Source organism: Pseudomonas sp. AC255 (assembly GCF_979258175.1).
In genome coordinates, this window is sequence record NZ_OZ409841.1 from 1,576,587 (window position 1) to 1,590,034 (window position 13,448).

Below are 13,448 nucleotides of genomic sequence, written 5' to 3' on the forward strand. Positions count from 1 at the left end.
TCAACCATTGTCACGTGATGGGGCGGCGTTAGAGTGGGCGGCCATGACTCCCTCACCGACGGCTTTCCAGGCCAGCAGATCGCTTTGTTCGCCCAGCGCGGTGGCTTGCAATAGGGTTTTGGCGGCCAAGCCGCTGGCCTGACAAGCGGCCTGGCAACGACGGACCCAGTCGACTTGAGCCATCGAGGTGGCGCGTTTATCGGGGAGCGAGCTGGTCAGCTCGGCAACTTGCGCCTGCGGCCAGTTCAGCAAACGAGCAAGGGCAGCATCGGCCGTTTCGCTGGCGAGCTGGCGCAGGGCCTTGTTTTTCAATTGGGCCTTGGCTGGATTGGCGCAGCTGAAATAACTCAGGACATGGTCTTCGGACTGGCTCTGGCTGTGGAACCAATGACTGAAGCGTTCAAGCAGATAGAGATCGGAAAGCGAAGGCATGCTGTTACTGCCTTCCTCGTATGCCGCGCCACCCAGCCACATCGGATTGATTGCAAACAGGCGCAGAGCGCTATTGCTCAAACGCAGCTCTCTGACGATCTCGGCGTGGCGAGCCACCCGTTGATAATCCTCGATCAACGCTTGGGGCAGCGGGGTCTTGAGTGCTTGCTGCAAAATGCTATAGGGCGTGGCCCACGCCCAGTGAATGACCGCCCGGCAGCAATCCGGCGCAAGTTTCGCGGTTTCTTGGAAAAGCCCTTCGAGCAACTGGGCCTGACGGTCATGCACATCGAGCAGGAACTTGACGAGTCTGTCTGCGCAAGCATCTTTGACAGGTTGGGCCAGCCCTAGACCTTTGAGCGCTTGCGCGACATCGGCCTGTAACCAGGCAACGGGTTCATCTGTCAGGGTCAGTGTGCGATCAAGGCCAGACAGCAGGCCGTCAGCAGTGATCAGATGGTGTTCGATCAGCAACTGAAACCAGTTGATTTCTCCTCGCTTGCGTTTGCCATCCTCTTGCAGTGGCAGACCCAGCGCATTGACTTGCGCCTCGGTCGCCAGGCTGCGGCGCGTATCGCTCTGCAGCGTGGTCAGACGCGCCCGCAACTCATCGGGCAGGGGAGCTTGCTCGGCCAATCTGATCTGCTGATCATTTTCCTGCTCTTCGGGATTTGGCGGGGCATCGATGCCCAGGCGTTGCAATACCTGCGTCACGGTCTGCTGACTGTCTTTGAGCCAGGCGAAGGCCCAATCCAGTTGCATCAGCACATCGAGGATGTCCGGATTCGCCTCCGCGGTCGTTGCACTCAAGCGGCCGCTGGCCAGTGCGGTTTTGTAAGACGAGCCTCCGAGAAGTCCCGCCAACGCCAGCAGTTCTTCGACCGAGTGACCGAACAACCGGGCTATCCGCGCCTGGCGGTACAACGAGGAAACGGTAGGCAAGTCACGCTTGAGCGCGCCCACGTGCTTTTCGGTCTGACGGGCAATCAACAGCAAAGAGTCTTCGGTGGGTTGCACACCGAGCCCGGCACAGAGTTGCAGCAGGGTTTTCTGCGTCGCGGCATCGAGGGTGGTCAAATCGATGGGTGTTTGATCAAGAATCAGCGGTGTGTCGAACAGTTGCACATGGTTGAACACTTGATCGAACAACGGCACCGCGTCCTTGCCGCTGGCATAGGGGCTGAGGTCGTGCAGCAGCGCCGCGAACTCTTCAGGTTCGATGCTGTAGCGCTGGTTCAGGTAGCGATAGACGCCCAGCGCACGCAGGGTGTTTGCGTTGAGTTCCATGCCCAGGTTTGATTCGCCCTCGGCGCGCATGGCACTGCAGATCAACGTGTCGAGCCTGGCGAAAGGAATGCCGCTCCAGCGTTGCAGGCGGATCATCCGCTGAAGACGATCGAGACGATCAAGTGAGGTTTTGGTCAGACGCCATTGTGTGTTGTCACCCGACGCTATCCGCTCCAGTCCTATGGCGTGGTCTGACTCATCGCTCAGGTCTGTTTCCGGGGCCGTTTCCGGCGCGTTGTCGGACAGTTCAGCACCGGGACCGATGCCATTGACGTAGCAGGCACCGTAGTGATTTGGAAAAGACCCGGTCAGCAGGTCAATCCTGTTCGGGGTCGGCTGCAGGTATGGACAATTGGGCGACAATCGCACTGCAAAGCTGCGGCGGGCCACAAGTTGCTCGACCTGTTCAGCGGTGAGGCCAGTGTGCTGCATGAAGTCGGTCAACAGGGTCAATTGCTGCACAGGCGCATCGCTGGTGACTTCGACACCGTAGGCGCCTTTGAAAAAGTTCTTTTCTGTCGTCGTCAGGCGGTACTGGTCATCGAGCGTAAAGGCGAAGCGCTGTCTGGCCAGACGAACCGGTTGCTCCACGGTCCCGGTGGCGGTGATCAGATCGAATCTGGCTGTGTATTCCTGCTCGGTCGGCGTGGGAAGGGTGGCAGCCTGGAAATGCACAACGATGGGTTTATCTATCGCAGCGTGCAGACGATTTATCAGCCAGCCAGTCCCTGTGAGGTCCGGCACGTTAGAGCTCAGATCGATACTGGCAGGCACGGTCTTGTCGTCTTTACGAAAGGTCAGTGAGACAACGGTTTTGGAGCCGCCTTGATTCGTTGGTGCGTCCGCCAACGGAGTCGCGACCACGTCGTCGGGCTGCCCGGACAGGAGCAAGTAACATCTGCTTGGTGTGGTATGTGGCCGCAGGTAGGCAGTGAGAGGGTTTTGCCAGCCGTTGATGAGATTGCTGCGGGTCAGATAAAAATGGCTGAACACCGGGGGGGCGAGCAGCAATTGCTGTTGTTGTGGGCTCAACCCGCACAGCAACCGTTGTGCCTGTAGCGCCGGTTGCTGCAATTGCCCATAGTCATTGATTGCCACCTGTTTGATCGGTAGCAACAGACTGGCCCGGTAATTCAACTCGCCCAGACGCGGCTTATTATCAGCGAGCCCAAGTTGGCATTGGTGATGATAGAAGTTGTAGGGCAGTTCGAAGGGGTAGCTCCGTTCGGCCAGTACCTGATAGGTGGATTTGCTTTTGTCGGGAAGATTGCCATCCAGATAGGTGCGCAGATGACTTTCCAATACCTGCGTGACAATTTCCAGCATTGGTCTCGGTGTGAAGGTGCTCTCCTGGCTGATCAACAGGTCCTTGAGGTCAGGACGGCGTTGATCCATCAACAGTCGCTTGGGATCCTCACTGGTGGCTTCCAGTTGCAGGGAAAATCTCCGCAGTTCAGTCAGGTAGGCCACCGGACTATCGTTGGCGGCAATGGCTCCGACCTTGGTGAACTCGTCCCAGTTTTCATTGAACATGCGTTGATAGGTAGCGCCCAGCGAAACCAGCGAGCTCACACCACTGCGTTGAGCCAGTTGCTGCAACGCGCCGGAAGAGGTCTGGTATTCCCGATACAGGCGCGAAATGAGCGCCGCATACTTCATCGCATTGTCATAAGCCACATCGGCGTTGGCGTCGCTGTGAAGGGCGAGCTGGCGAGCGAACGCTGCTTTGGATAAACGGACGATGTCGAAAACTGACGTGAAGCCCATTTGCTGCATGGCGGTGGGGAAGTCGCTGCGGTCTTTCTTCAATCTGGCGTCGGAACTGATGAGGGCATTCATCAGGGAGGGGGTGTCGGCCATGACTTTGGATCTCCTGCCAGAAGGGGAGGCATTGGAAAAATGCCTGGGCAGGAACAAAGTAACGACAAAATGAACTTGGGTAACCTGTCAAACCTGACAGGTTTTCAACAGTTTTTTAGGCCTTATGGAAATCAATCTGATTGCTGTTATGCAGTTTGGAAATGCCGATTTTTCCATGCTCAAGCGTGACCGTTCGTCAGAACTGTCAGAGTTGACAGGTAGGCGCAAGGGATGCCCGACATCAAGAATCGCGTCTGAAGATCGGCAATTGCGCCGGGATAACGGGAGCGATGGATATGGACGACGAGAACAAGCTGCAACCGAATGGCCTGTGGCCGGCGCCTTTGATTTTGTCACCTTTAAGCAACTCTACAGTCTCGCCAGGCGGGTTCAATATCGTCGCTCTATCTCCTGGAGGAGTCACTGATAGTTGGAAAATTGAATGCTGGGGAGAAGCAATGACCATCATGGTTCAGAAGATGAGTGGGCAAAGCTGGAGCATTGGGTACCTGATACGTCTTTTGATCGCTTTGGTGCGTACTTCAATTTCAAAGTCAGGTACAAGCAGGTCTGGGTCTGGAGTGAATGGGCTGAATGTCACAATTTGTATGTGCCGCAACCCAAACCGCCCAGACCGACCATCAACACGCCGCCTTACCCGGCGGCGGTCAAACAGGCGCTGACTATTACCGGCGTCGTCGCAGGCAACGTCACGCTGCAAATGTCCACCGATGCAGGCGCACCGGTGGCTGGCAGTTTCACTGGCAGTGGCAGTACGCGCATTTTTACGCCAAGCGCGAACTGGGCAGCAGGCCTCACGTGGATCAAGGTCGTTCAAACCGTAGATGGCTTGGCTTCAGACCCGAGCGATCCTGTTTCCCTTGCAGTGAAGCCATCCAGTCCCGCCATACCTGCGCCACCCAAGCCTGCCTCAGCAAGACAGATACTGACCATTACCGGCGTCGTGACAGGTGACGTCACGCTGCAAATGTACACTGAAGCGGGCGCACCGGTTGCTGGCGGTTTCACTGGCAGTGGTGCAACGCGCGCTTTTACGCCAACCTCGGACTGGGTTGCAGGCATTCGGGTCAAGGTCGTTCAATTCTTGGATGGAGTGGCTTCGGATCCGAGCGATCTTGTTTCTATTCCAGTTAAGCCATCCAGCCCAGCCATCACACCGCCGCCCAGCCCGGCCTCGCCCATGCAGACCCTGGAGATAACCGGCGTCGTGGCAGGCAACGTTCCGATGCAAATGTCTACCGAGGAAGGCGCACCGGTGGAAGGAAGTTTCATGGGCGGTGGCACCTTACGCACCTTTACGCCGACCTGGAGATGGGATGCAGGCACCACCCGGGTCAAGGTAGTTCAAACCGTAGAGGGTGTGGCTTCTGATCCGAGCCATCTTGTATCCATCGCAGTCAAGCCATCCAGACCATCCATTACACCGCCGCTCAATCCGGGGCCGGCAAGACAGATACTCATCATTACTGGCGTCGTCGCAGGAAACGTCACGCTGCAAATATCCACCGAGGCAGGCGCACCGGTGGCTGGCACTTTCAGCGGCAGCGGCAACACACGCAATTTCACTCCAACAGCCGACTGGATTGCAGGCCGGGTCAAGGCTACTCAATCCGTAGGCGGCGTGGCTTCGGATCCGAGCGATCTCGTTTCCATCGTAGTGAAGCCACCCAGACCATCCATTACACCGCCACCCAGCCCATCCGAGATCAGACAGGCGCTGACCATCACCGGCGTCGTGACAGGTAACGTTACGCTTCAAATGTCCACCGAGGCAGGCGCACCGGTGGCGGGCGCTTTCACTGGCAGTGGAAGCACGCGTACTTTTATGCCAGCTTCGGACTGGGCGGCTGGCTCCAGAGTCAAGGTCGTCCAAACTGTAGGCGGCGTGGCCTCGGATCCGAGCGAAATTGTTTCCATTGGAGTGAGGCCATACAGACCTGCTATTGAAAGGCCGCCCATCCCGACTTCACCAAAACAGAGACTGACTATTACCGGCGTCGTGATAGGTAACGTCACGCTGCAAATGTCCACCCAGGAAGGTGAACCGGTGGCTGGTCATTTCACTGGCGGCGGCACCTTTATTTTTACGCCAACCCTGGAATGGGCTACAGGCGCGACCTATGTCAAGGTCCTTCAAATCGTTGGGGGCGTTCCTTCATATTGGAGCGATGTTGTTTCAATCATAGTGAAGCCATCCAGACCGGCCATCACTCTACCGCCTGATCCGACTCTGCCGAATCAGGCGTTGACCATTACTGGCGTCGTAGCAGGTAACGTCACGCTACGGCTGACCACAGAGAAAGACGCGCCGGTGGCTGGCGATTTCACTGGCAGCGGAAGCACACGTACTTTTATGCCAGCTTCGGACTGGGCTCCAGGCACTAATCAGGTAAAGGTCGTTCAAGTCCTGAGTTTGGTGAGTTCGGATCCGAGCGATCTCATCGTCTTCTCAGCGAAGCCATCCAGACCAGCCATCACACCGCCGCCCCGCCCAGCCTCAGCAAGACAGACACTGACTATTACCGGCGTCGTGGCAGGTATCGTCACGGTGCAAATGTCCACCGAGGGAGGTGCACCGGTGGCTGGCAAATTCACCGGCAGTGGGGCCAACCGCCTCTTCACACCGGCGGAGGACTGGACGTCCGGCGAAAACTCCGTCTACGTCATCCAGACAGCAGGCGGCGTGGACTCTGACCCCAGTGACTTGTGCACTTTCACCGTGGAAGGGGAGGACAGGCCCGACGCCCCTCAATTCCGGCAGCCACAGGCGGGAGGCATAACCTCAAGGTATCCCACCCTCAAGATCGCCGGCCTGCCAGGCGCGCTGCAAACCGTTCGCTTTGAGAACGGCGCGACGTTGCACGAAGAGACAGCGGGTGCAGACGGGATCCTGACATTCACAGTGGTGGAACCGTTGGATCCAGGCACCATTGTCCTTGAGGCTAAACAGGCCAGCGGTGGGACTGATTCGGATTGGAGCGCGCCGCATCGGTTTACGGTCAAGGCTGCCCCGTCAACTCCATCGATCGAAGCGCCACGGGCGAACTCCGAAACATCACGCTATCCGAGGATTCGAGGCACAGGAGCAACGGGAGGTGAGATTGTCCTGCGTCATGCGCTTGATCCCAAGGAAGAGTTTGCCATCGTCGACGGTTCAACCCGGTGGAATTGGACCGCAGAAAAAGCGTGGCCCCTCGGAGACTACGCCGTGCAGGCCCGGCAGACATTCGACGGCGACTGGTCCGACTGGACTGAGGCTCGCTCCTTCAAGGTCAGCGAATCGCGGTATGCCATTGGCGACGCTACACCCGCCATCGGTACACCGGTGGTGGGCACCGAGCAGAGCGTGCTGTTGCGAATCCAGGTCATCTCCGGTGTCAGCGGGGAGGTAGCGGCTGGCGTGGAGGTGAAGTGGCGCGTCAATGGCGAGGAGGAATTGCTGGCGACAACGCAGACCGACGTCAACGGCTGGACCAGTTATCGCTATACACCTGAGACAGTCGGCAAGCATGAAATTCTGGCGGACGTCACTCAGGATAACGCCGGTGTGATTTTGACCGAACTCTATGAAGTGAATGCCGTACTGGACGATGTCTGGGCGCAGGCAGCAGAGCTTTATCTGGACGGTGAGCGCGTCGACCCTGCAAGCGAACTCGTGCTGTTGAGAAAAAACCTGCCCTATAAGCTGGAGCTGAAGATTGCCGACGACAGTGTTTTGATTGGCTCTACCGTCACTTTGCAGAACTTCTGGGGCGCGAAGGAACGAGGCCTGACTTTCAACCCTGATCTGGGCACGCCGCTGACTATAAACAAAGGATCGTCAATCCATTGGTATATTTCTACCGAAGAGGCGAACAGTGGTTTTTATGGTTTGAGTCTGGCCAGTTCGATACTGCCCGACTGGGAGCTACCCGGGCGAGTGGAAGCGGGGGATTTGGCTGACGCCGTGAGGTTTGATCTGGATGGGTTCCCCCAGGTGTTCGGTGGTGCCCCGGCGTACCCCTGCCTTGGGGCCACGCATACATTGACTTTGCGACCCCAGGACAGCAGTTTTTTGCTCGGCCAGGACGTGGTTCTGGAGTTGAGTGCGCAAGCGGCCGATCTAGGCGTGACCTTGAGTCCGAGCATCCCGCAAACGCTCGGCGAGGACGGGGTGAGCTGGTTGCTGAACTGCGTCGACAGTACCAGTGCCGGCGATTTCGCAGTCTGGTTGAAGGTGCCGGCGCTGGAATTCAGTTCGCTGGAGTTGCCCATGTCGCTGGCGCATAACAGTGCTGAAGTATCTGAAAAATTCGGCCCTCAACAAATGGGAGGTTCGGCCGCGTACTGGAGATATGGCATTCGCGCGGTTTCCACTTTCACGGGACTGCCGGCGGGGGAGTGCCCGTGACTGTCGCGGTGACTGGCAAGCCAACCGTGGAGAATTTTACTGCTCGCGATGGCTGGATATTTATCAGCTACTACGACGGAGAGTTTGCGAGTTTGACCATTCGTAACCGCTATGGAAAGTAATGGCTGGGCAAGCGTCGGCAACTAGAGTGCGGCGCGGTACTTGTCACGGGTTGTTGCTGCGCAAAAAATCCCGGAGCAAAAAAACGGCACCTGCGAAGGTGCCGTTTTCATTTCCAGCCAGATCAGCCGAGCAATCAGCCCGCCAGACCCGCCTGTTGTACCAGCACCAGCAATGGCTGCGGGTACACGCCCAGGAAGAATGCGACCAGGGCGATGGCCAGCAGCATCACGCCGCCTGCTTTCTGTTCCCAGTGCAGCTGGGCGTCGTGGCGACGCAGGTTTGGCTCGATCAGGTACAGGGTGACCATCACGCGCAGGTAGTAGAACACCCCGATGGCGCTGCCCAGTACCAGTGCGCCGACCAGCCACCACTGACGCGTTTCGACGCCGCTGGCGATGATGTAGAACTTGCCGATGAAGCCAGCGGTCAGCGGAATGCCGGCCAGGGACAGCATCATCACGGTGAGCACGGCGGTCAGGTACGGACGGCGCCAGAACAGGCCGCGGTACTCGTACAGGGCGTCGGCGTCGCGGCCGTTGTACGGCGAGGACATCAGGGTGATCACGCCGAACGCGCCGAGGCTGGTGATGACATAAGTCACCAGATAGACGCCGATGGCTTCCACCGCCAGACCCTTGCTCGCCACCAGCGCGATCAGCAGATAGCCGAAGTGCGCAATCGACGAGTAACCGAGCAGACGCTTGAGGTTGCTCTGGGTCAGGGCCAGCAGGTTACCGAACAGGATCGAGGCGACCGCGATAACGCTCAGCACATCGCTCAGCACACCACTGCTGGCAGCAGGGGAGAGCTGGAACAGACGCACCATCACCGCAAACACCGCCACCTTCGAAGCGGTGGCGAGGAACGCCGCCACCGGTGCCGGAGCACCTTCGTAGACGTCCGGCGTCCACAGGTGGAACGGTACCAGCGACAGCTTGAACGCCAGACCGATCAGCATCATGCCCAGGCCCAGTTGCGCCAGCGGGCTTGGCAGGCCGGTCGCGGCCAGGGCCTGACCGATGCCGACGAAGCTCAGCGAACCGGCGTCGGCGTAGAGCAGCGCCATACCGAACAGCAGGAACGCGGAACCGGCGGCCGACAGCACCATGTACTTGATGCCGGCTTCCAGCGAACGCTTGTTGAAGAAGGCGTAAGCCACCAGACCGTAGACCGGTACCGAGAGCAGTTCCAGACCGATGAACAACCCGGCCAGGTGCTGCGCGCTGACCAAAACCAGACCACCGGCGGCGGCCATCAGGATCAGCAGGTACAGTTCTTCGCGGTTGCCCGGGTAGCCCGAACCGCCATCACCCAGATAAGCGTGGGCGAGGGTGACGCAGGCGAGCGTGGCGACCAGGATCATCGCCATGTACAGACAGGCAAACGCGTCGATCTGCAGCAACGGGGTCACGGCCAGAGGCGCGACTTTCAACGCAGGCAGGATCGACAGCAGGGCCAGGTTCAGACCCGCCACCGAAATCAGGAAGGTCTGCGAGTGGTTGCGGCGCCAGGCGATTGCCAGCATCACCACGATAATGGTGAGGCTGGTGATCAACAGTGGCGCAAGCGCAATAAAGTGTTGAATCGTGAATTCCATAGCGCTCTTACCGGGCCGAAGCGAGTTGAGAGAAGGCGGTGCCGAGCCACTGCTGCACGCCATGCATGGTGGCGGCAGAGGTGTCGAGGAACGGTTGCGGGTAGACGCCGAGGTAAATCAGCAACACCGCCAGACCGAGCACCATGATCAGTTCGCGCGCGTCCATGCCGTGCAGCACCGCGTCGGATTTCGACGGGCCGAAGTAGGCACGGTGGATCATGATCAGCGAGTAGACCGAACCGAACACCAGACCGGAAGTGGCAATCGCCGTGACCCATGGAGCGCTGGCGAAGGAACCGATCAGGATCAGGAACTCGCCAACAAAGTTACCGGTACCCGGCAAGCCCAGCGACGCCGCCGCGAAGAACAGGCTGATGGCCGGCAGGTAAGCGATACGCGACCACAGACCGCCCATCTCACGCATGTCACGCGTATGCAGACGCTCGTACAACTGACCGCTGAGGATAAACAGCGCCGCTGCCGACAGACCGTGCGCCAGCATCTGGATCACTGCACCTTGCAGCGCCAGTTGGCTGCCGGAGTAGATGCCGATCAACACGAAGCCCATGTGGGAAACGGAAGAGAAGGCAATCAGACGCTTGATGTCGGTTTGTGCGAACGCGAGGAACGCGCCGTAGAAGATCCCGATCAGACCGAGGGTCATGGCGATCGGCGCGAACTCCGCCGAAGCGTTCGGGAACAGCGGCAGGGCGAAACGCAGCAGACCGTAGGCCGCAGTTTTCAGCAGGATACCGGCGAGGTCGACGGAACCGGCAGTCGGTGCCTGGGCGTGAGCATCAGGCAGCCAGGAGTGGAACGGTACGACGGGCAGCTTGACCGCGAAAGCGATGAAGAAGCCGAGCATCAGAATGTACTCGGTGGTCATCGACATCTTGGTTTTCAACAGGTCGGCGTAGTTGAAGGTGATCACGCCGGTGTTGTTGAAGTTGACCAGCACCAGACCGAGGATCGCCACCAGCATGATCAGGCCGGACGCCTGAGTGAAGATGAAGAACTTGGTCGCTGCGTAGATCCGGGTTTTCTTGCCGTCCGAAGAACTGTGACCCCAGAGCGCGATGAGGAAGTACATCGGCACCAGCATCATTTCCCAGAAGAAGAAGAACATGAACAGGTCGAGGGCGAGGAACACGCCGACGACGCCGCCCAGGATCCACATCAGGTTGAGGTGGAAGAAGCCAACATGACGTTGAATCTCTTTCCACGAGCAAAGTACCGAGAGGATACCCAGCAGACCGGTCAGCAGGATCATCAACAGCGACAGGCCGTCGAGGGCCAGGTGCACGTTGATGCCGAAACGCTGGATCCAGACATGCTTGAACTCAAGCGCCCAGGTCGGATCGGCGCCCGGCGCCGGTGCGAATGAATAGTCACCGTGGGCCCACAGCCAGAGGCCGAGCGCGAGTTCCAGGGTCATGGTCAACAGCGCAATCCAGCGCGGGAGGGTAGCGCCGAAGCGCTCACCCATCCAGCACAGCAGGCCGCCGATGAAGGGGATCAGGATTAGCCAAGGCAGAATCATGACGGGCTCGTTTCCTTTCGCAAATTCGCAAGGTTCATATCAGACCGCTACCAGCACGATGGCGCCGATCACCAGCACGGCACCAGCAGCCATCGAGGCGGCGTACCAACGCAGTTGACCGGTCTCGGTGCGGCTCAGGGCAGTGTGACCACCCTTGGCCATACGCGGGATCAGACCGATGGTCTGGTCGAGCGGGTCTTTGCGCAGTACATGGCTGATCGCAAGGTACGGCTTGACGAACAGTTTGTCGTAGATCCAGTCGAAGCCCCAGGCAGCGAACCACCAGGCCGAAAGGAAACGGCCGATGCCGCTGTTGGCGATCGCCGTGACGAAGCGACGCTTGCCAAGGAACAGCAGCGCTGCCAGCAGGATACCGGCCAGGGCGATGGCGCCCGAGGCGATTTCCAGACTGTGCTTGGCTTCGCCACCGGCATGGCCGACGCTTTGCGGCAGTACGCCGTGCAGCGGTGGCACGATCATCGCGCCGACGAAAGTCGACAGCACGATCAGTACCGACAGCGGCAGCCAGTGGGCAATGCCGTGGCCGGCGTGGGCTTCGGTCTTGGCTTCACCATGGAACGCGATGAAGATCAGGCGGAAGGTATACAGCGACGTCATGAACGCACCGACCAGACCTGCGTAGAGCAGACCCTGGTTGCCGCTGGCGAACGCTTCCCAGAGGATTTCGTCCTTGGAGTAGAAGCCAGCGGTAACCAGTGGCAGAGCGGCCAGCGCGGCACCACCGACGATGAAGCTGGCGTAGGCCAATGGCAGTTTCTTCCACAGACCGCCCATTTTGAAGATGTTCTGCTCGTGGTGGCAGGCAACGATCACCGCACCGGAAGCAAGGAACAGCAGGGCCTTGAAGAAGGCGTGGGTCATCAGATGGAAGATCGCGCCTTCCCAGGCGCCAACGCCCAGCGCCAGGAACATGTAGCCGATCTGGCTCATGGTCGAGTAGGCGAGGATACGTTTGATGTCGGTCTGCACCAGCGCGGCGAAACCGGCCAGTACCAGGGTCACGCCACCGACGATGCCGACGAGGTGCAGGATGTCCGGCGCCAAGGCGAACAGACCATGGGTACGGGCGATCAGGTAGACACCGGCGGTGACCATGGTTGCGGCGTGGATCAGTGCCGAAACCGGGGTTGGGCCGGCCATCGCATCCGCGAGCCAGGTTTGCAGCGGCAGTTGCGCCGATTTACCGACAGCACCACCGAGCAGCATCAGGGTTGCCAGAACGATCCAGAAGTCACCGACCTTGAAGTGCTCAGGCGCACGCACCAGCAGTTCCTGGACGTTCAACGTGCCCAGTTGCTGGAACAGGATGAACAGGCCGATGGCCATGAACACGTCGCCGATGCGGGTGACGATGAATGCCTTGAGTGCCGCGTTACCGTTGTTGCGGTTGCTGTAGTAGAAACCGATCAACAGGTACGAGCACAGGCCCACGCCTTCCCAGCCGAAGTAGATGAACAGCAGGTTATCGCCGAGGATCAGGAACAGCATGCTGGCGATGAACAGGTTGGTGTACGAGAAGAAGCGCGAGTAACCGTCTTCGCCACGCATGTACCAGGACGCGAACAGGTGGATCAGGAAGCCGACGCCGACGACCACGCCGAGCATGGTCACCGACAGGCCATCCAGGTACAGCGCGAAGTTCGGCTGGAAACCTTCCACCGACATCCAGCGCCACAGCACCTGGGTGTACACGCCACCTTCCGGCGGCGCGACGTTGAATTGCCAGATCACGTAAGCGGTGACGATGGCCGACAGGCCGATCGAACCGACACCGATCAGCGCCGAGAGGTTTTCCGAGAAGCGGCCGCGCGAGAACGACAGCAACAGGAACCCGATCAGAGGGAATACGAAAGTCAGAAAGAGTAGGTTCATCCGCGCATCTCACTGGCAGCGTCGATATCGAGCGTGTGGAAGCGGCGATACAGTTGCAGCAGGATCGCCAGGCCAATACTGGCCTCGGCCGCTGCAAGGCTGATCACCAGGATGAACATGATCTGTCCATCCGGCTGCGCCCAGCGGGCGCCCGCAACGATGAAGGCCAGGGCAGAGGCATTCATCATCACTTCCAGACTCATCAACACGAACAAAATGTTGCGGCGGACCATCAGGCCGACCAGACCAAGGCAGAACAGGATGCCGGCGACGGCTAAACCATGTTCGAGAGGGATAGCAGGCAT

General features: G+C 59.1%; 7 protein-coding genes. 2 read left to right on the forward strand and 5 right to left on the reverse strand.

The genetic code is table 11. The annotated features are described in order from the left end of the window. The gene (locus tag ACZZ0K_RS07330) at positions 1-3,579 is read right to left on the reverse strand and encodes a Tc toxin subunit A (RefSeq protein ID WP_252884468.1); all 3,579 of its coding nucleotides are present in this window, start codon (positions 3,577-3,579) and stop codon (positions 1-3) included. A gap of 124 nt (positions 3,580-3,703) precedes the next feature. Here ACZZ0K_RS07330 and ACZZ0K_RS07335 point away from each other — a divergent pair, with 124 nt between their 5' ends. Next, positions 3,704-4,006: a hypothetical protein gene (locus ACZZ0K_RS07335; protein WP_463559032.1), complete on the forward strand. Its 303-nt coding sequence runs from the start codon at positions 3,704-3,706 to the stop codon at positions 4,004-4,006. A gap of 15 nt (positions 4,007-4,021) precedes the next feature. Beyond that, positions 4,022-7,990: a hypothetical protein gene (locus ACZZ0K_RS07340; protein ID WP_463559033.1), complete on the forward strand. Its 3,969-nt coding sequence runs from the start codon at positions 4,022-4,024 to the stop codon at positions 7,988-7,990. A gap of 256 nt (positions 7,991-8,246) precedes the next feature. On the opposite strand, the gene nuoN is transcribed toward ACZZ0K_RS07340, so the two are convergent. The 4 genes from nuoN to nuoK are packed head-to-tail and all read right to left on the reverse strand — an operon-like array spanning position 8,247 to position 13,448. Further along, the gene (gene nuoN / locus ACZZ0K_RS07345) at positions 8,247-9,710 is read right to left on the reverse strand and encodes an NADH-quinone oxidoreductase subunit NuoN (protein ID WP_024013420.1); all 1,464 of its coding nucleotides are present in this window, start codon (positions 9,708-9,710) and stop codon (positions 8,247-8,249) included. Between the two features lie 7 nt (positions 9,711-9,717). Continuing rightward, positions 9,718-11,250: an NADH-quinone oxidoreductase subunit M gene (gene nuoM, locus ACZZ0K_RS07350; RefSeq protein WP_016775285.1), complete on the reverse strand. Its 1,533-nt coding sequence runs from the start codon at positions 11,248-11,250 to the stop codon at positions 9,718-9,720. A 39-nt stretch (positions 11,251-11,289) separates the two neighbouring features. After that, positions 11,290-13,143, reverse strand: a complete 1,854-nt coding sequence (nuoL, locus tag ACZZ0K_RS07355) for an NADH-quinone oxidoreductase subunit L (protein WP_024013419.1) — start codon at positions 13,141-13,143, stop codon at positions 11,290-11,292. Then, positions 13,140-13,448 (reverse strand): NADH-quinone oxidoreductase subunit NuoK, encoded by a 309-nt coding sequence (gene nuoK, locus ACZZ0K_RS07360; protein WP_003180046.1) that lies wholly within the window; start codon positions 13,446-13,448, stop codon positions 13,140-13,142. Before nuoK ends, nuoL begins: the two co-directional genes overlap by 4 nt.

What these genes read in the sequence shown, in the direction of transcription:
- ACZZ0K_RS07340 (WP_463559033.1), top strand. Translation starts at nt 4,022, where the DNA reads ATGCTGGGGAGAAGCAATGACCATCATGGTTCAGAAGATGAGTGGGCA.
- nuoN (WP_024013420.1), bottom strand. Translation starts at nt 9,710, where the DNA reads ATGGAATTCACGATTCAACACTTTATTGCGCTTGCGCCACTGTTGATC.
- nuoK (WP_003180046.1), bottom strand. Translation starts at nt 13,448, where the DNA reads ATGCCTGCTATCCCTCTCGAACATGGTTTAGCCGTCGCCGGCATCCTG.
- nuoM (WP_016775285.1), bottom strand. Translation starts at nt 11,250, where the DNA reads ATGATTCTGCCTTGGCTAATCCTGATCCCCTTCATCGGCGGCCTGCTG.
- nuoL (WP_024013419.1), bottom strand. Translation starts at nt 13,143, where the DNA reads ATGAACCTACTCTTTCTGACTTTCGTATTCCCTCTGATCGGGTTCCTG.
- ACZZ0K_RS07335 (WP_463559032.1), top strand. Translation starts at nt 3,704, where the DNA reads ATGGAAATCAATCTGATTGCTGTTATGCAGTTTGGAAATGCCGATTTT.
- ACZZ0K_RS07330 (WP_252884468.1), bottom strand. Translation starts at nt 3,579, where the DNA reads ATGGCCGACACCCCCTCCCTGATGAATGCCCTCATCAGTTCCGACGCC.